The 18,784-nt window shown below is 42.4% G+C and carries 13 protein-coding genes; 4 read left to right on the top strand and 9 right to left on the bottom strand.

Going from position 1 to position 18,784, the window contains the following annotated elements; translation table 11 throughout:
* Positions 1 to 294: 294 nt before the first annotated feature.
* Positions 295 to 2,109: a phosphogluconate dehydratase gene (gene edd / locus E0D70_RS08575; protein WP_133011856.1), complete on the top strand. Its 1,815-nt coding sequence runs from the start codon at positions 295 to 297 to the stop codon at positions 2,107 to 2,109.
* Positions 2,110 to 2,420: 311 nt separating this feature from the next.
* Here the strand turns inward: edd and putP are convergent, their stop codons facing one another.
* Positions 2,421 to 3,920, bottom strand: coding sequence for a sodium/proline symporter PutP (gene putP, locus E0D70_RS08570; RefSeq protein ID WP_133011855.1), 1,500 nt, complete (start codon positions 3,918 to 3,920; stop codon positions 2,421 to 2,423).
* A 423-nt stretch (positions 3,921 to 4,343) separates the two neighbouring features.
* Positions 4,344 to 5,210, bottom strand: coding sequence for a transcriptional regulator HexR (gene hexR, locus E0D70_RS08565; protein ID WP_133011854.1), 867 nt, complete (start codon positions 5,208 to 5,210; stop codon positions 4,344 to 4,346).
* Between the two features lie 79 nt (positions 5,211 to 5,289).
* On the opposite strand from hexR, the gene E0D70_RS08560 reads away from it, so the two are divergent.
* Both E0D70_RS08560 and ung read left to right on the top strand, forming a co-directional pair.
* Positions 5,290 to 6,183, top strand: coding sequence for a phosphotransferase (locus tag E0D70_RS08560; RefSeq protein WP_165942886.1), 894 nt, complete (start codon positions 5,290 to 5,292; stop codon positions 6,181 to 6,183).
* A gap of 9 nt (positions 6,184 to 6,192) precedes the next feature.
* The gene (gene ung / locus E0D70_RS08555; RefSeq protein ID WP_133011852.1) at positions 6,193 to 6,864 is read left to right on the top strand and encodes a uracil-DNA glycosylase; all 672 of its coding nucleotides are present in this window, start codon (positions 6,193 to 6,195) and stop codon (positions 6,862 to 6,864) included.
* A 52-nt stretch (positions 6,865 to 6,916) separates the two neighbouring features.
* Here the strand turns inward: ung and ygfZ are convergent, their stop codons facing one another.
* The 3 genes from ygfZ to E0D70_RS08540 form a co-directional block, all read right to left on the bottom strand.
* Positions 6,917 to 7,849 (bottom strand): CAF17-like 4Fe-4S cluster assembly/insertion protein YgfZ, encoded by a 933-nt coding sequence (gene ygfZ / locus E0D70_RS08550; protein ID WP_133011851.1) that lies wholly within the window; start codon positions 7,847 to 7,849, stop codon positions 6,917 to 6,919.
* A 153-nt stretch (positions 7,850 to 8,002) separates the two neighbouring features.
* Complete coding sequence (locus E0D70_RS08545; RefSeq protein ID WP_133011850.1) at positions 8,003 to 9,010, bottom strand: response regulator; 1,008 nt, start codon at positions 9,008 to 9,010, stop codon at positions 8,003 to 8,005.
* Positions 9,007 to 12,381, bottom strand: a complete 3,375-nt coding sequence (locus E0D70_RS08540; RefSeq protein ID WP_133011849.1) for a PAS domain S-box protein — start codon at positions 12,379 to 12,381, stop codon at positions 9,007 to 9,009. Before E0D70_RS08540 ends, E0D70_RS08545 begins: the two co-directional genes overlap by 4 nt.
* Before the next feature lie 386 nt (positions 12,382 to 12,767).
* Here E0D70_RS08540 and xylB point away from each other — a divergent pair, with 386 nt between their 5' ends.
* On the top strand, positions 12,768 to 14,264 hold the full coding sequence (gene xylB, locus E0D70_RS08535; protein ID WP_133011848.1) for a xylulokinase: 1,497 nt from the start codon (positions 12,768 to 12,770) through the stop codon (positions 14,262 to 14,264).
* A 67-nt stretch (positions 14,265 to 14,331) separates the two neighbouring features.
* Here xylB and E0D70_RS08530 read toward each other — a convergent pair whose 3' ends face one another.
* From E0D70_RS08530 to E0D70_RS08515, 4 genes are all read right to left on the bottom strand, one after another.
* The gene (locus tag E0D70_RS08530) at positions 14,332 to 15,213 is read right to left on the bottom strand and encodes a helix-turn-helix domain-containing protein (protein ID WP_133011847.1); all 882 of its coding nucleotides are present in this window, start codon (positions 15,211 to 15,213) and stop codon (positions 14,332 to 14,334) included.
* Positions 15,214 to 15,399: 186 nt separating this feature from the next.
* Positions 15,400 to 16,830: a mannitol dehydrogenase family protein gene (locus E0D70_RS08525; RefSeq protein WP_133011846.1), complete on the bottom strand. Its 1,431-nt coding sequence runs from the start codon at positions 16,828 to 16,830 to the stop codon at positions 15,400 to 15,402.
* A complete protein-coding gene (locus E0D70_RS08520) occupies positions 16,823 to 17,926 on the bottom strand; it encodes an ABC transporter ATP-binding protein (protein ID WP_133011845.1) in 1,104 nt (367 codons plus the stop codon). Before E0D70_RS08520 ends, E0D70_RS08525 begins: the two co-directional genes overlap by 8 nt.
* An 18-nt stretch (positions 17,927 to 17,944) precedes the next feature.
* Positions 17,945 to 18,775, bottom strand: a complete 831-nt coding sequence (locus E0D70_RS08515; RefSeq protein ID WP_133011844.1) for a carbohydrate ABC transporter permease — start codon at positions 18,773 to 18,775, stop codon at positions 17,945 to 17,947.
* Positions 18,776 to 18,784: the final 9 nt, after the last annotated feature.

Below are 18,784 nucleotides of genomic sequence, written 5' to 3'. Positions count from 1 at the left end.
CATAACATGATTTTCAAGCAAGGGAAGAGGGTAAATCTTCCTTATATTGCTCGATAAATAGTCGTTCATTACGTTGTTTAAGATAATACAATAAATTATGTTACTGCTGGACGCTATTTTAAAGGAAAAATAGAGTTTTTTAACGCTTTATGTAAAAAAATTACAGTTTTTTATGATTTATAGCGCTATGCACAGTTTTATAGCGTGATTTTTATGAAAAATGTAGTAATATTACAAAAAAATGATTACACATCAGTCGGGCAGAGACTGCTGTTTAACAAAACGGAGTAAAGTATGAATACTATCGTTACGAAAGTAACTGAAGCCATCATTGAACGCAGCCAGTCTTTGCGCGCTCAATACTTATCCGATATGAAAAAAGCACAAGAGCAAGGCCCACACCGCGGTAAATTATCTTGTGGTAATTTGGCTCATGGTTTTGCCGCTTGTCAGCCGACCGATAAGCAAAAGCTGACATTAATGGAAGAAGCCAACATCGGCATAATTTCTTCTTACAACGATATGTTATCTGCACATCAGCCTTACAATAACTATCCTGACCAAATTCGCCAAGCGGTAGCAGAAATGGGCAGTGTTGCTCAATTTGCTGGCGGTGTTCCTGCAATGTGTGACGGAATAACTCAAGGCCAAGATGGCATGGAGTTAAGCTTATTTAGTCGCGATAACATAGCTCAAGGTGCTGCGATTGCGCTGTCTCATAACATGTTCGATGCCGCTTTGTATTTAGGTATTTGTGACAAAATTGTACCTGGTCTATTGATTGCGGCACTTCGATTCGGTCATCTTCCGGCTTTATTTGTACCTGCTGGGCCGATGCATTCCGGTATTACTAATGCTGAAAAATCGGCAGTACGCCAGCGTTATGCAGAAGGCAAAGCGAGTCGAGAAGAATTGCTTAAAGCAGAATCAGCCTCTTACCACAGTGCTGGTACTTGTACTTTTTACGGAACAGCAAACTCTAACCAATTGTTAGTAGAAATGATGGGGCTGCAATTACCAGGCTCATCGTTTGTTAATCCAGATGATCCATTGCGTGCGGCATTAACAAAACATACAGCACAACTAGCAACTAAGATTACGTCATTGGGTCGTGATTTCCGCCCATTATACGAAGTCATTGATGAGCGAAGCATCGTGAATGCGATCGTTGGCCTATTGGCTACTGGCGGTTCGACTAACCATACAATGCACATTGTCGCTTTTGCGCGTGCAGCTGGCATTATCATCACTTGGGATGACTTCTCAGCCTTGTCTAAAGTCGTTCCATTATTGACTCGAATTTATCCAAATGGCCAAGCAGACATTAACCATTTTCATGCTGCAGGTGGTATGGCGTATCTTGTTAAACAGCTGCTTAAAGGTGGTTTGCTTCATGAAGATGTGATGACCATTGTTGGCAAAGGCTTAACTCATTACACCAAAGAGCCTTTCTTGGAAGGTGACAATGTTGTTTGGCGCGATGGTACAGAACAAAGTTTGGATCTAGGCGTTGTTCGACCAATTGAAGACCCATTCAGCAAAGAAGGTGGTTTATCACTTCTTAAGGGTAATTTAGGTCGTGCGGTGATAAAAGTTTCTGCAGTAGCAGAAGAAAATCGCATCGTTGAAGCGCCAGCCATGGTATTTCACAATCAAAACGACCTAGCTGATGCAATTATTAATGGTGAATTAGAGCACGATTGTGTTGCTGTAGTTCGCTTTCAAGGGCCAAAAGCGATTGGTATGCCAGAGTTGCATAAACTCACCCCTTATTTAGTTAACTTGCAAGACAAGGGTTATAAAGTGGCCCTAGTAACAGATGGCCGTATGTCTGGCGCATCAGGTAAAGTGCCTGCCGCCATTCATTTGACGCCTGAAGCACTAGCTGGCGGCTTAATCGCAAAAATTCAGAATGGCGACTTGGTCCGTTTGGATGCAATATCAGGTACTTTATCAGTACTTGTTTCTGACGAAGAATTAGCCTCTAGAGCAGCAGCGCACCAAGATTTGACGGATTCTCATCAGGGTATGGGTCGCGAACTATTCAGTGCTCAGCGAGCGCTAGTAAACGGTGCTGAGCAAGGTGCTTGTAGCTTGTTTAACGATTAATTTAAGTGTTCCTCTGACTACTAACGTTTGTTAGTAATGGTGTTTAGGGCTTGCTTTGCAAGCCCTTTTTTTTATGCTCTAAATAATGAGTAGTAGCAGAGTAGCAGAGTAGCAGAGTAGCAGAGTAGCAGAGTAGCAGAGTAGCAGAGTAGCAGAGTAGCAGAGTAGCAGAGTAGCAGAGTAGCAGAGTAGCAGAGTAGCAGAGTAGCAGAGTAGCAGAGGCCGTTCAGTTACTGGTATGAGGAGTAAGAGTGATAAAAAAAGCCCAGTTCAATTTACTTGGACTGGGCTTTTTAATGGAATGCTTGTGCTTATTCCATCGTATCTAACGATTTAGTGTACTCGTCGAAAGTATCCGTCACTTTCTTCTCAGGAGCGCCGCTCATCAAACTAAATATGATGATAGCAAGTGTTGAGAAGATGAAGCCTGGAACAATCTCGTATAGGTCGAATATGCCGCCATGTAACTGCTTCCAAACAACGATAGTTACGCCACCAACAATAATGCCGGCAAGAGCGCCGTTGCGGTGCATGTTACGCCAGAAGAGACTCAAAAGAATGGCTGGGCCAAATGCAGCACCAAAGCCAGCCCAAGCATAAGACACTAAGCCCAATACTGAACTGTTTGGGTTCAATGCTAGTACTAGAGCTATGACAGCAATAGCAACAACACCAAGGCGTCCAACGTTTACGATTTCTTTTTGAGTTGCATTTTTATTGATGAGTTGTTTGTAGAAATCTTCAGCTAGAGCAGAAGAGGAAACCAACAGTTGAGAGTCAGCGGTACTCATGATAGCCGCTAATATAGCGGCAAGAAGAATACCCGCTACGACAGGATGGAAAATTGCATTAACCATGATCATGAAAATTTTCTCAGGATCTGCAAGCGTTCCGCCTAGATGATTATCAACAAATACAATCCCTGATAAACCAATAGCAAGAGCACCAGCCATACATATAATTGTCCAGCTAACGGCAATGCGACGTGCAACTTTGATATCTTTGTTAGAGCGAGAGGCTTTGAATCGTGCCAAAATATGCGGCTGACCAAAGTAACCTAATCCCCAAGCAACCAAAGAAACAATGCCAATGAAAGACAGAGGTTGACCTTTTACGTTGGTCCAAATGTCTAGCAATTCAGGATTTTTTGCTGCCAATGTACTTGGAAGCTCAGACCAGCTACCGTCAAGGGCAACTAAAGGAACGACAACCAATGCCGCGGCCATCATTAGGCCTTGCACAAGATCTGTCCATGCAACCGCTAAGAAACCACCAAATAGTGTGTAAGACACAACACAAACTGTACCGATAATAACCGCGTAGGTGTAATCGATGTGGAAAACAGTTTCAAAGAGTTTGCCGCCAGCAACAAGGCCAGAACTTGTGTAAAACAAGAAGAACAACAGGATAAATGCTGCAGAAATGGTTTGAATAAGTTTGGATTTATCTTGAAAGCGAGTCGCAAGAAAATGCGGGATCGTCAAAGAGTTGTCCGCTGTAATACTGTAGGTACGTAAGCGTTTCGCACACAATAGCCAGTTCAACCAAGTGCCCACTAGCAAGCCGCCACCTAACCAGATGGATTCCATGCCAGAGACAAACGCATACCCTGGTAGCCCTAGAAGTAGCCAACCACTCATATCAGATGCACCAGCAGAAATGGCTGTTGGCCAAGGTCCTAGTGAGCGTCCGCCTAAGAAGTAGTCTTCTGAGCTTGATGTGAGCTTATAAGCGTAAAGCCCAATGCCAAGCATGACTATTAGATAAGCTAAAAAAGTAAAGCTTATCGCAAAGCTTGAGTTTTCAATCATTTTAATCCCCGATTCGGTAAAATCATGCTGATACGATGGCTCTTTAAGTGAGAGCCTCAGTACTGTTGATAAAGTATCTACCAAGTTTTGGTAAATGGCCTAAACAGTATGTTGATAGAAGATTCTTCCACCAATTCGTATCGAATAATTATAATTTTTAAATGTTTTTAACGTATAAAGCCGGTGAAATATAGTGCAAGCGTGATGGTCAAACATTGTATATGTTGACCATTTTTAGCACACTTCATGACTAGATTGTGCATTCTAGGTGGGTATAGACGGATTATCTTTCAAAAAACTCTGGCAAAGTTACAAAATCATCTGGAAAGTAAATGAATGCCTGAAAATAAATGTCAAAATTTTGTCAGATCGTAAAAAGACATCCGATGGATGCCTTTTATATTTTCTCGCTTACGGCCGAGCCTATTTCTTTTCAACTTTAGGCAAGCGAGTGTCTTGAACGCTTAATTTAAGCTTTCTAAGGTGTGCATTAAACTCAGGCCCACGTTTCAATAAAACGCCGGTAGCTAATGCATCAATCAAGGTTAAGTAGACGATACGAGAACTCATAGGAGTATAAATATCTGTGTCTTCTGTTTCTTCAATTGGCAGTACAATAGAGCAGTGCTCAGTTAAAGGAGAGTCTGGGTTAGTTATACCGATGACGGTCGCTCCAGCTTCTCTTGCTACACGGGCAGTCTCAATGAGTGGTAGCGTTCTTCCTGTATAAGAAATAACAACAACTGCATCGCCTGGATGTGTTCCTGCCGCAGCCATACGCTGAACTAAAATATCAGTGTAAGCAACAACCGGCATGTTTAAACGAAAGAATTTATGATGAGCGTCTTTCGCAACAGGGCCTGATGCGCCTAAGCCGTAAAACTCAATGCGACGAGCTTGGGCAAGTACATCAACAGCTCGACTAATTAATGCTTCGGGTAAAATTTCTTGCGCGCGAGTTAAGTTGTTCTTAGCCGCTTCGAAGATTTTAGCTGTGACAGCACCAGGAGCATCGTCAGGTTCTACGTTAAGATTAACGTAAGGTGTTCCCGTCGCTAAACTTTGAGCCAAAGATACTTTGAAGTCAGGAAAGCCGCTGCCAATTAAGCTACGACAGAATCGGTTTACCGTAGGTTCACTTACTTCAGCTCGAGCAGCCAGTTTAGCGATGCTAGAGTGAATCGTCGTTTTAGGGTCGGCAAGAATTGCTTCAGCAACTTTGCGTTCTGATTTACTGAGAGTACCTAGACTCTCTTGTATTTTACGAATAATGTCTTCGTGTTTATTCATTGATTTGCTTCAAAATTGTCTATTGACTCGGATAGTTGTATTCGACATTCTGACAGTGACTTACAATTCTGGCAACAAAATGATTAATTTATCTGAGTATTTTGAAAGAATGGTGGTGATTTTACCCCAATTTGATCGAATAACAGCGATCCCTTTCGAAGAAGGTTTTTCAAATCAGGTTTACCGTCTTGATTGGGATGGTTTCCCGCAGTTGGTATTGAGAGTCCCAGCGCTGGATGAGTCTGCTTTTTACATTAATCGCCAGAGTGAAATGCAGATTCTATCGATGGCGGCGCAGGCGGGATTATCCCCAGAGCTGCTTTGGCATGATGAAGTTGGGGCTTTTGTTTGTCGGTATGTGTCTCAGCCTTCTTTTGATTGGAGTGTGACGCATACTTCAGAGAATATTGATCGCATTGCGAGAGCCTTGAAAGTAACACATCAACTCCCCGTCGTTGATCACACGTTCTGTATTTATAAGGTGATTAGTCATTACCTTAATGGTATTCAGCGTTTTCTTTCTGCTAGGCCAGAACTCAAAAAAGAGCATGCGTATTTGGAAGAAAAGTTAGGATCGCTTGAGCGAGTTTCCTTTAAAGGTTCTCCTGTTGTTTGTCATAATGATTTAAATCCTAAAAACCTGTTAATGGATGAGCAAAATTTTTGGTTGATCGATTGGGAGTATGCGGGAATGGGTGATCCTATATTTGATCTTGCGGTAGTCGCGCGATCGCATAATTTAAACCAGACTCAACGGCAAGCCCTTATATTCGCCTATGAACCTTTGCTGGATGAGAAAGATACTTTATGGCGTTTAGAGCAGTACTGTTTGGCGTATTCTCTCAGAGAAATGACATGGTTATTATTGAAACACCTGACAACGCCCGATGATCCTGAAGCACTGGGCTTTTATCATGATTTCAAAACAATGCCGTCTTTGAATCCTTTTTTACTATCAGAACCGACAATTTAGGGTTGTAATATGACACTACCTTCAAGTTGGCAAACACGATTAGCCAGCGAATTTGACAAAGATTACATGCACTCTTTAATGCAGTTTTTATCGCTTGAGAGGCAGGAAAAGAACATCTATCCAGAAGCCAATGATTGTTTTAATGCCTTAGTAGAAACGCCCTTTGAACAAGTAAAAGTAGTGATATTAGGACAAGACCCTTATCACGGCCCAGGTCAAGCTCATGGTTTGTCTTTTTCCGTTAAGCCGGGGGTAAAAGTCCCGCCGTCGTTAGTGAATATTTATAAAGAATTGACCCGTGATTTAGGGGTTCCTCCCGCCGAGCATGGCTTTTTAAATCAATGGGCAGAACAAGGTGTGTTGTTACTGAACAGTGTGCTGACGGTAGAAGCCAGTAAAGCAGGATCTCATCAAAAGAAAGGTTGGGAAACCTTTACCGATAAAATTATTGAGCGGATAAACCAAGAACAAGAAGGTGTAGTGTTTTTATTGTGGGGAGCGTATGCCCAGAAAAAAGGCCGCTATATTGATCGCCAAAAACACTGCGTGTTAGAAAGTGTTCATCCATCGCCTTTATCTGCTTATCGTGGTTTTTTAGGGTGTGGCCACTTTTCTCAAACCAATGCGTATTTACAGAGTATTGGAAAAACACCGATCAAGTGGGCATTAGATCCGATTTGAACGAATAATAAGTCTAAAAAAAGGAGCTCATTGAAGCTCCTTTTTTTGTGGATTATTTAGTGTTTTCAAGTCGATAGGGCAGAGGCTGCAAGGTGACCGCTTGTCCACCTAGGAAAAAATTATCTACATCGGTTGGTTCTATATTGAGGATGATTTGAGCAACATTCAGGTCATTAAAACGCGCGCTTTTAAATACGCTGCCAATGCTTTTACCTTCACTGTCTAATAAAGTGGGGCTAACGTCGTGGTCGCCTTCCCAGCTAAAGAGTGCTAGCTGCTTTTTCGATTTTCCACGGTATTGCATTCGCGCGACGATTTCTTGTCCAGTGTAACAACCTTTTGTGAAGCTGATGCCGCCAGTACGTTGCATATTAAGCCATTGGGGGAGTACTTCTTCACTTTGTTCTACATCGATTAATGGTCGTGCAGTGAGCAAAGACAATAGCTCGGCTTGTGACGGCGCAGGCATGTGTTCATTTACCTGTTCAACGGCTGCATCACGTTTGCGTTGTAAGCAAAGTGTTGCTCGGGTTGGGCTGTCACTGATGGTCAGCGTGATTGATTCATGGCTGATCTCTACTGGCAATTGTTCAGACAATGCGTCTGGAATAGCGCTGCTGGTGGATGCGCTAAAATGCGATTCAATGGCAAACTCTTCGCTTGCATCGCTCAGGGTCACTTTGAAAAACACCGCGTATTTTTTTAAGTGGTTGAGAGCAATTTCAACCAGAGGCTCGTTCATAATCAATAAGGTATCTTCTTGTTCTTGAATAACAAAAAAGTTACTGATAATTCTGCCTTTGACGCTACATATCGCACCGTACAGACCCGTTGATTCAGACAGTTTTGTCATATCGCAAGACGCTTGGCCTTGAAGAAATTTGCTTGCATCGCTGCCATTTATTCGCAATATGCCAAGTTGAGTATTCTGTGTACTGACACCTTGACCAAGTAATGAGGCCACCAAGTGAGAGAAGGTATTCATAGAATAAGACCTATGGTTGTTAATATAAACAACATGATTGAGGTAATTAGAAATCTGGCAAGGGATAAGTAAACGTCTTTGTATTAATTCACTCCCCCTTAGCCTTTGCTAACTAAAATGGCGCTTTTTTTGCGGTTTTCAATTGCCTCTGCGTTAATTTGCAGGCATCTCTTCAGAAAATTGTTGTTTTATCTCTAATAGCTTAGGCAATTCTTGTATCAGTAGCATGACCAGATAAGGGTCAAAGTGTTTGCCACTTTGGTCTTGGATGAAATCGATAGCTTCTTCTATAGACCACGCTTTTTTATAAGGTCGCTCGGAGGTTAAAGCGTCGAAAACATCGACGAGAGCAACGATACGTCCCTCGATCGGAATATCTTCACCAGACAGACCGTATGGATAGCCGCTGCCATCCCACTTTTCATGGTGAGTAATCGCCACTGAGCGAGCAAGTGCAATCAGATGGGATTTCGGGTTGGCTAATATTTCCGCGCCAATATGAGTGTGGTTCTTCATGATCTCATATTCTTCTGCGGTTAGCTTTCCAGGTTTAAGTAGGATGCTATCAGCAATGCCTATCTTACCTAGGTCATGCATAGGTGCTGCCATCATTAATTCATCAGCAACGAATTCATTATAACCGCAGGCCATGGCCATGATTTTAGCAAAATGGCTGACGCGCTGAACGTGCATGCCTGTTTCATTGTCTTTGTATTCAGCAGCTCGGCCTAGGCGTTGGATTAAATCAATGTGCGTCGCTTTAAGTACATTCGCTTGGATCAAGGACAGATGTGTTTTTACTCGAGCAAATACAATAGTTGGCGTAATGGGCTTGGTAATATAGTCGACAGCGCCGATCTCAAAGCCTTTCGCCTCATCGACTGTGTCACGTAATGCAGTAACGAAAATCACTGGAATATGAGCGGTGTCTGGGTTTTGTTTGAGCTTTTCACACACTTCGAAGCCTGTCATTTCAGGCATCATTACATCCAGTAAGATAAGATCGACGCTCTCTTTTTTGACTATGTTTAACGCGTCTTCTCCAGAGCGTGCAAAAGAAAGACGGTATTTGTCTTCTAGTACCTTTTTTAGCACTCTAAGATTGGTAGGTTCATCGTCGACCAATAAAATTCTAGGGGATTTAATCGCGCCGAGTATCATAGAGCTTCCCCTTCAGTGAATATGCTTTTGAGCTGTGCAAGTTCTATTACGCCTTGTTCAAAATCAAAGTTGGATAAATGATCAACGGCTTGTGTAATCGCTGTTTTTGACGAAACGGGGGCGCTGTTAATTAATTGCGTCATTTTGTTGTCATCCAGTTCGCCACTGTTGGCAAGCTCGATGAGCTCGTCGATCAAAGAAAGGCAGATTGCTAGATTGTCTGTTTGTTCTGGGTCGCTTTCTGTTTTGAGTGAGGAATCTTCAGTATTTGGTGTGCTAAATCGTGATAGTTCAGCTAAGAAATGAGAGAAAGCTCGGTCTAGTTTAATAATGTTTTCATCGCAATCTAGATGAGTCTTAGTGCGAGCTGTATTTTCTACGCTGCTGGCTTGCTGGGATAAGTTAACCAAGGCCAAATTTGCCGCTACGCCTTTTATGGCATGTGCTGATTGGCTGAGCTCTTGATACAGCTCTTCATTTAGCAAACGTTTAAATTCCTGGCTAAGGGTCATGTTTTTCTTGGCAAATTTTTCTAATTCTCCAATGTAGAGTTTGCGCTCGCCCCACAAGTCTAAGCCTTTCTCAAAATGAATTTCTTTGCGCTTATGTGGTGAAAGTTCTGCCTTGTTACTCGCGCTTAATAGCGGTAGATCGGTCATGTTTAGTACACGCGCCATTTCATTATTTAATGCCAACCGATCAATAGGTTTAGTAGCGAAGCCATTCATTCCCGCTTTTTTCGCATCAAGGCGGTCTTCCATCAAGACACTGGCGGTTAAGGCAATGACAGGGATATTGTCTAGACCATGACTGCTTTCGTAAGTGCGGATAATCTGAGTGGCTGTTACACCATCCATTTTGGGCATTTGTAGATCCATTAGTATTAAATTTGGCTGCAAGGATTTGTACGCTTCAACTGCTTCCAGTCCATCTCGAGCGGTAAATACCGTGTGTCCTTGGCGAGAAAGAAGGTGTGATAGCAAGGTAATGTTTTGAGGTATATCGTCTACTACCAAAATATCTTGAGGAGGAATGCAAACTAATGCACTGTTTTCCGTTTCAGTCGGCGGCGCTGATATTTCAAGAGGAATGTCAAAATAAAAGGTACTGCCAACATTTATTGTGCTTTTAGCGTGAATGGTACCGCCCATTAAGGCAACCAGTTGTTTAGATATGCTGGTACCCAGTCCAGTACCACCAAAGCGTCGGCTCATAGAGGCATCCGCTTGGGTGAACGGGTCAAAAATATTTTCTAATCTATCTGCCTCAATGCCTATGCCGGTGTCGGTTATTTCAAAACGAATAAAAGGAGGGGCCATCGGGAAAACTCTCAACTCGACTTGCCCAGACTCTGTGAATTTAATCGCATTGCCGATTAAGTTGATAAGAATCTGTCGAATGCGTTCACCAGCCCCTATGTAAGCGATAGCAAGGGAGTCATCTATATCGAACTGCAATGAAATACCCTTGTTCTTAGCTTGTAGCCAGAGAGTAGAAATAGATGAATCCACTAGGTCAGAAAGAATAAAAGGGCGAAGATCGAGCTCCAGTTTATTCTTTTCTAATTTGGCGCTGTCTAGAATATCGTTGAGTAAGTACAGTAAAGAGCGCGCGGACTGGCAAATGGTGTCTAGGTATTTTTGCTGCTCTGGTTCGTTCCCCATTTCGAGTAATAGCTCTGAAAAGCCAATGATGGAGTTCATTGGTGTTCGTATTTCATGGCTCATATTGGCAAGGAAAGCCGCTTTACTTTCGGCGGCCACTTCAGCTTCTTCTTTTGCTTGACGCAGAGCGCTTTCCATTTCAACTCGCTCGGTAATATCAAGCATGACACCGTCTATCCATTCAGGAATGCCGTCTTCATTAAAGACAATATTCGCGTTTTCCAGCACCCAAATGGTGCTGCCTTCTTTGTGTTGTAGCCTATATTCTAGAGAGTAGGAACGATGTTCAGCTATAGCGGTGTTTACTGTCTGTTTGAGTCGGTCTATATCATCGGGGTGAATGGTTTTCGAGACAGTAACTTTACCTTGGTAAAAGTCATCCGCTTGCCAACCAATTAGCTGTTTTACCGCCTTGCTAATAAAAATAGGAGGCATATCTTGATTGAATAAACTTCGAAAAGAGACACCAGGAATGTTCCTAATAAGAGAGCGATATTGTTCTTCACTTTTCTTTATTTTTTCTTCCATCTCTTTGCGGACAGAAATATCCGTAACGAAGCCGACAAACATAGGTTTTTTCCCAACAACGTCGACTCGTCCAATAGCCAGTCGGATAGGGATAATATGGCCATTTTTATGAAGAACTGTAATTTCGTTATCTAAACCGACATGCTGTTTTATCGCGTTTTTTAAATAGGTTATGAGGGCTTTTCGGCTGTGTAAGTTATTCGATTTTGGCAATAAAACGGAAATACGCTTGCCGATTAGCTCTGATTCTGTCCAGCCAAAAATCTGTTCTGCCGCTTTATTAAACGCGAGAATAATACCTTTGGCATCCATCGAAATAATGCCATCTATAGCGGTATCAAGAGTAGTTTGCAGGCGTAACTCATTGTCTGCTTTTTCTTTAAATAGCTGGCGATAGCGTATTTGAGATGTGATATTAGTGGCCAATATGGACAATAAAATGGTAATCGTCGCAATGGTTATAGATAGGCCGTCGTGGTTATTTTCTGTCGCGATCATTGTATGTTGACCAGCCGGCATAATAAAACGTGCGCCTTCCATGCCAGCATAATGCATACCCGAAATCGCCGCCCCCATAATCGAGGCGCTAATGACATTGATAATCTGTAGGTTCCAGGAAGGCCAGGTTTTACTGATGTAATAACGTGCAGACAAAGCAATGATGGCCAGCGCAACCGCAATAGCAATCGATAAAAAGAACCAAAAAGGTTCATAAAGCAAAGTCGCATGCATATTCATCCCAGCCATCCCCATGTAGTGCATGGTACCTATGCCTGCGCCTACCGTAATGCCGCCGATAATTAAGCGTAGAGGAGTGAGGGTTTGCGTGTCTGCCAGCATTCTTAATGCGACATAGGACGCAATCAAACTAGGGAGTATAGAAATAAGTGTTAGAAAAAAATCGTATTCTATGTTGCCATTCATTTGGAAGGCGAGCATGCCTATAAAGTGCATGCTCCAGATACCACCGGCCATGATAAGAGAGCCTGAAATAAGTGCTATTTTTTTGTAAGCAGATGAGGTGATGTGTTGCGCCGCCGTTGCAAAATGCAATGCGAAAAATGAGGCGGCGGCAGCAACGATAATAGAAAGCGCGACTAACGGGTAATCGTAATGCCCTATCATCAACTGATTTTGAGGTATGGTCTGAGTTGTAAAAAATGTATTTAGCCAAAGCATACTTTATAAATTACCTGCATTTTATCGGCTCAATTAGCCTTTAGGGATAATATTGAATGTGACTTTCATCATTAGGCGTTATGTTAAAATCCAAGGTATCTACTTATTACACCCTGTATTCACAACTAAAATTGCAATGTTAAAAATTAAACATTTAATAAAGAAAAATGTTTAATCGCTTAAAAAATGTCAAAAGAAAGTCTGCGTACTATAACTGTTTTGGACTTTGTTAGGTGTGCAAACTTGATGTATTTTGTGGTCTTTTAGTACGAAAGGTGCAAGTTCATAAATTACGTTTGACTGATTGGTAAAATATTTTCAATATGAGCTTAAAGCGCGTAAAAATAAACAACAAAAACATACGATCAACATGAGAATAATGAGCTATGTATTTAGGCCTTGACCTTGGAACCTCTGGACTGAAAGGTGTTGTCATTGATGATAATGGCAATTTAATGGCTCAAGAGTCGGCAGAGCTCAGTGTTAGTTCACCTTACCCTATGTGGTCTGAACAAGACCCCCTGTCTTGGTGGCAAGCTTGTCTGGATGTTGTTGATCAGCTTCAACAAAGGTTAGACCTAAGTAAGTTAAAGGCGATTGGCTTATCAGGGCAAATGCATGGTGCAACGCTGTTAGATGCCCAAGGCGATATTTTACGACCTTGTATTTTGTGGAATGATGGCCGTAGTCAGCAACAATGCCAAACCTTGATGGAACAATGCCCCGAATTTGTTGAGCGTTCTGGAAACTTGGTGATGCCAGGATTCACTGCGCCTAAAGTGCAATGGGTGAGAGAAAATGAACCTGAGATATTTTCCCGCTTGAGCCATGTCTTGTTGCCTAAAGATTACCTTGCTTATCGTCTGACTGGTGTTTTCTCAACCGACTGTTCTGATGCGGCCGGTACCTTGTGGTTAAATCCCGCGACCCGTCAGTGGGACGATGTTCTGTTGGCGGCAACCGGTTTGACGCAAAAAAATATGCCGACCGTGCATGAAGGTTGTGATGTGGTGGGTACTTTGTCTGAAGACGTGGCAGCGTTGTTAAAAATCCCGGTAATTTCTGTGGTGGCTGGTGGTGGTGACAACGCAGTTGGTGCGGTCGGTATGGGTATTACACGACCAGGGCAAGGACTGCTGTCTTTAGGAACATCTGGTGTGTATTTTGCGGTGAGCGAGTCCCATAAAGCCAACCCGAACAATACTGTCCATGCTTTTTGCCATGCGCTCCCCAATCGTTGGCATCAAATGGGGGTAACTTTAAGCGCTGCTAACTCTTTGTCATGGTGGGCAAAAACAGTCAATCTTTCTGTACAAGCATTATTAGAGGCGCTTGAGCACTCCGAAAAGACACAAACTACCGTCATCTTTTTACCTTATCTTAATGGTGAGCGCACTCCGCATAATGACCCTTATGCGCAAGGACAATTCGTTGGTTTGAACAATTCGACAACGCTTGATGATATGACACTCGCTATATTAGAAGGCGTGGCTTTTTCATTATTGGATTGTCAAAATGCATTAGCGACAGCAGGTACTATTGTGTCGGATTTATCATTAATCGGAGGTGGTGCGCGTTCGGCTTTTTGGCGTCAAATCTTATCGAACATCTTAAACAAACGTCTTATTTACCGTGATGGTGGTGAAGTTGGACCGGGATTAGGTGCCGCTCGTTTGGCATTGATTGGTGATAAGCACAAAACAGAAGGCTCTATTGAAACATTGATTGAGCAATATTGCTTTTTGCCTGATGAGCTAGATTCCCATGAGCCTGAGAAAGAGTTTGAAGGCTATTATCAAAGGAAGTACAAATTATACCAAGACTTTTTCACATCAACTCAACATTTAAATAAATCGCTTTCAAACTTATTAAACCCAGAATAATAAAAAGCGGTTATGTTATTAGACATGACCGCTAATTTTTCGTCTTTATATTTTAATATGTTTGACGTTATTCAATACGTTTAGAGCTTTGTGAACGGAAGTCGCGTGGTGTGACGCCTTTGAGTTCATGAAAACGTCGGTTAAAGTTAGCGACATTATTAAACCCAACTTGAAAGCAGATATTTGCAATCTGTTGATCTGTTTCTGTTAATAAATTGCAGGCTCGGCTAATTCGCACTCGATTGACAAATTCGATAAAACGGTTGCCTGTGGCTTTCCTAAAGAATCTAGAAAAGTGACTGTCAGACATATTGATCAAACTGGCCGCGTTCGACAAGCTGATATCTTGGCTGTAATTCTGTGACACATAATCGACAACCGTATTGACTTTACTCTGCAAGGCTTCATTTGATTTTAAGTCAATTTGAACCGTTGAAAGAAGACGATAATTTTGACTTTGAGCCAGTCTTTTAAGAAGAGGAAGTGACTTAATGACTCGCTGTAATCCCGTGCTGTCGCGAACAGATCCAAAGGTTTCTTTTAAGTCATCCAGTTCGATGTCGAAGAACTCGATGCCAGATTTGGCTCTGAGTAACATAGGTAATATCTCTGCCAGCTCAGGAATAATCTTCATTCCGTTGGAAAACGATTCATGATCAAAGCGAATCACCATGTCTCTAACTTGAACGGGGTCTTGATTGTTTTGGCAAATCCAGTTGTGAGGCAGCCTTGGGCCAGTCAAAATGAGTTGGCCAGGATCGTAATTGCCAATATAGTCACCGACAAATACCTTTCCAGACGTTGCTACCATGAAATGTAATTCATAGTCATCATGGGCATGCCAGCGAATGAGGTCGCTAGGATATCCGTGTTCTAGATAGCGGATAGTTTCAATACCGTTATCGACCAGTTCATATTCTGGTGTATTGCGTTTTTTTGTTGTGGACATAAAATTCACCTAAAACAAAAATCAGAGTCTTGCTTTAATAACGCGTAGAGAGGCTTGTAACAAATGTAGATTTGTATAGAGCGACTTTTTGACTCAGGTGTTAATAGTGAGGCCATTATTCCCTAGCAATTACCATATAGCAAAAACCGAGTTTAAAAAATTATTACTTACTCGGCTGCTTCGTTATTAATTGTATTTTTTCTGTTCTTCATGAATCGATTTTGCTAGATCCGTCGCGAAACTTGGATAATCTGTTGCTAAACTTCCCCATAAATAAGGGTCTGTCGCGAAAGCTTGAATGCCCTTTTTGTCGTTTGTAAACGAAGACATAGAAGACAGGTTAGGCTCATGATACTCGATTGCTAATTGCCCCGCTGCGGCTTTATGGATAAACACAAACCAGCAAGCAATGCCTTGGATCGTTTTTGTTGGCGTACCACCGATACGATATACACCTTCTAAAGAAGGGTAAACAAAGATAGGGAACTTTGCGTAGCCATCGGTACAAATTCGTTCTACGGTGTCGCCGATGTTTGTATTGCTAAAGCGTGCCGCAATAATATTAAAATACGCGGGTAAATCGACGATAGAATTGCCTATCGCAGGGATAGAATCTTGCTTAATGAAGTCTGTAAAATACTGCTTTAGTTCATCATCACGCATTGCTTCATCGAAATAGGTGAGTCCCTTCAAGGCCGCTTGATATGTTACGCAAGTATGGCCAGCATTAAGAATACGAATTTTCGCCTCTTCGTAGGGATCAACCTTGTCAACAAATTGTACGCCGACAAGGTCCAGCGCAGGCTTTTCTCCTGCAAAATCATCCTCGATGACCCACTGGGCAAAGTCTTCACCCATGACTGTCATTTCATCGTCAATGCCAAATCGATCTTGCACGTCTTTGACATGAATAAGGCTTGGTTTCGGTGTGATCCTATCTACCATGGCACAAGGGAAAGAAACATTTTCTTTCACCCAGTTAACAAGTGTTGTATCGCCTTTAGCGGATAAAAATTGCATTAGCCCTGTTTCTAATAGCTCGCCATTGTGGCGTAAATTGTCACAACACAGTAAGGTTATTTTAGCGTTAGATGTCTCGCTACGTTTCTTCAGACCTGCGTGTAAAAAAGCGTACAGCGTATTTCTGGCACCTTCAATATCTGCTTTTATAGCAGGATGAGAGGTCATGAGTACACGTTTTTCATCTAGGTAATAACCGCCTTCCGTTACTGTGGAGGTGACTAATTGTGTGCTGGCATCAGCCATGGCATCATCAACATCATTCGGTTTTTGAGCGCCGTCAATTTGGCGAATAATGGAGCGAATATGTTCATACTCTGTCGCACCATTTGGCGCCATTGTTTTAAGAACATACTCTCCTTGTTGAGCCATGAGGCGGGCAAAAGATTGACTGTCTTGAGGCCGAACGTTTACGCCGATCAACCCCCATTTTTTGCCTTCAGGAAGCGCCAAGAACCGATCAAAATACATTGCCTGATGGGCTCGATGAAAAGCACCAACACCAAGATGAATAACGCCTGGGATAATATCCTCTTTTGCATATGGCTGAACTGACAATTGATCACAGTGCTGAGTTGCGGTAAGTGTATTAGGCATTACTTGCACCCTCAGCAATGATGGAAATAACTTGGTCATCTTGGTTAAACAAGATGGCTTCACTTGAATCGATATTGATGTGAACGACATCATCATCTTTTAGAACACTGCGCGCTGAAGCTTTTAAGATGATCATTTGATCATTACTTAATTGGATATGCGCATAAGATTCAGAACCAAGGTGCTCAACAAGTTCTACGCGTCCAGTGATATCGCCATTGTCTTCTACTAAGGATAAATGCTCTGGACGTATGCCTAGGGTAATCGCTTTAGGCAATGAGCCTTTAATGCGGTTGGCAGGGAAAGTGACGCTACTGTTGAGTAGATTCAATGTTAAAGTTTCATCTTTTTCAGCAAAGCTATCAACGTCAATAAGATTCATTTTCGGCGTGCCAATAAATTCTGCAACGAAACGGTTGTTCGGTTGGCGATACAGTTCTAAAGGCGTACCTACTTGTTCAATTTGACCTGCATTGAGTATGACGACACGATCTGCCAATGTCATGGCTTCTATCTGGTCGTGTGTTACATAGATCATTGTCGTGCCCAGTTTTTTGTGTAAACGGGCTAATTCAAGGCGCATTTGTACGCGCAAGGCTGCGTCCAAATTTGATAAGGGTTCGTCAAACAAGAAAACCTTAGGTTGACGAACGATGGCGCGACCAATAGCAACACGTTGACGCTGACCACCAGACAATTCTTTTGGCTTGCGATCTAGTAGTGGGTCAAGCTGTAAGGATGCCGATACAGAGCGAACCTTCTCTTGAATTTCATTATCCGGCACTTTAGCAAGGCGTAAAGCAAATGACAGATTATCTGCTACTGTCATGTGCGGATAAAGTGCATAGGATTGAAACACCATTGCTAAGTCACGTTTGGAAGAGGCGACTTCCGTAATGTCTTTTCCATCTAATTCAATCGATCCACCTGAGGATAATTCTAGACCGGCAATGGTGCGTAATAAGGTCGATTTACCACACCCAGATGGTCCTACGAAGACAAGAAACTCACCCTCGGTAACGTTAAGGTTTATGCCTCTTAACGCATGATAGCTATCGTAATGTTTTTGCAATTCTGAAATAACTAAATAACTCATGGCTAATATTCCTAATAATTATTTTACGGCACCAAATGTAAGGCCTTGGACGAGTTGTTTTTGGCAGAACCAACCAAACACGACGATCGGAGCGCACGCCATCGTTGATGCAGCAGACAGCTTGGCCCAAAATAAGCCTTCAGGGCTTGAGTAAGATGCAATCATTGCCGTCAATGGGGCGGCATTAGAAGCGGTTAAATTGAGTGACCAAAAGGCTTCATTCCAGCATAAAATGATGGATAACAATCCTGTAGAGGCAATGCCACCGATGGACAAAGGAAGCACGACTTTAACCATTTCGTCCCATGGCGTAGCGCCATCCATTCTGGCGGCTTCAAGAATCTCTTTGGGTAGATCTTTAAAGTAAGAGAACAGCATCCAAATAATGATGGGCAAGTTCATTAACGTGAAGATAATGATCAAACCTGTACGACTGTCTAATAGGCCGTTATTACGAAACAGGATGTAAATAGGTACTAATACACCCACGGCTGGCAGCATTTTCGTCGACAACATCCACAACAAAATATCTTTGGTGCGTTTGCTTGGGAAAAATGCCATTGAGTAGGCAGCCGGAATCGCGATGATCAAAGCAATAAAGGTGGAGCCAAATGAGGTGACCACAGAGTTCATTGCGTGCAATAAATAGTCACTGCGTTCCTGTACTATTTTGTAGTTGTCTAGTGTTGGCTCAAAGAACAGAGTGGGCGGCACAGAAATAGCCTGTAGCTCTGTTTTGAAAGACGTCAAAAACATCCAGAAAATAGGAAAGAACAAAAGTAATGCGACAAACCAAGCCAATAGGCCAGTTATGAGTGTTTTAAGTTTTCGTTGCTGATTAAGAGTCATCTTGTTACC

The organism is Marinomonas flavescens (genome assembly GCF_004352835.1).
In the GTDB taxonomy this organism is placed as follows: Bacteria; Pseudomonadota; Gammaproteobacteria; order Pseudomonadales; family Marinomonadaceae; genus Marinomonas; species Marinomonas flavescens.
The sequence above is the reverse complement of the archived record's forward strand: the minus strand, read 5'-3'. Positions and strand labels throughout refer to the sequence as shown.

Excerpts from the sequence above, each read along its gene's own strand:
- edd (WP_133011856.1), top strand. The coding sequence starts at position 295 with ATGAATACTATCGTTACGAAAGTAACTGAAGCCATCATTGAACGCAGC.
- putP (WP_133011855.1), bottom strand. The coding sequence starts at position 3,920 with ATGATTGAAAACTCAAGCTTTGCGATAAGCTTTACTTTTTTAGCTTAT.
- hexR (WP_133011854.1), bottom strand. The coding sequence starts at position 5,210 with ATGAATAAACACGAAGACATTATTCGTAAAATACAAGAGAGTCTAGGT.
- E0D70_RS08560 (WP_165942886.1), top strand. The coding sequence starts at position 5,290 with ATGATTAATTTATCTGAGTATTTTGAAAGAATGGTGGTGATTTTACCC.
- ung (WP_133011852.1), top strand. The coding sequence starts at position 6,193 with ATGACACTACCTTCAAGTTGGCAAACACGATTAGCCAGCGAATTTGAC.
- ygfZ (WP_133011851.1), bottom strand. The coding sequence starts at position 7,849 with ATGAATACCTTCTCTCACTTGGTGGCCTCATTACTTGGTCAAGGTGTC.
- E0D70_RS08545 (WP_133011850.1), bottom strand. The coding sequence starts at position 9,010 with ATGATACTCGGCGCGATTAAATCCCCTAGAATTTTATTGGTCGACGAT.
- E0D70_RS08540 (WP_133011849.1), bottom strand. The coding sequence starts at position 12,381 with ATGCTTTGGCTAAATACATTTTTTACAACTCAGACCATACCTCAAAAT.
- xylB (WP_133011848.1), top strand. The coding sequence starts at position 12,768 with ATGTATTTAGGCCTTGACCTTGGAACCTCTGGACTGAAAGGTGTTGTC.
- E0D70_RS08530 (WP_133011847.1), bottom strand. The coding sequence starts at position 15,213 with ATGTCCACAACAAAAAAACGCAATACACCAGAATATGAACTGGTCGAT.
- E0D70_RS08525 (WP_133011846.1), bottom strand. The coding sequence starts at position 16,830 with ATGCCTAATACACTTACCGCAACTCAGCACTGTGATCAATTGTCAGTT.
- E0D70_RS08520 (WP_133011845.1), bottom strand. The coding sequence starts at position 17,926 with ATGAGTTATTTAGTTATTTCAGAATTGCAAAAACATTACGATAGCTAT.
- E0D70_RS08515 (WP_133011844.1), bottom strand. The coding sequence starts at position 18,775 with ATGACTCTTAATCAGCAACGAAAACTTAAAACACTCATAACTGGCCTA.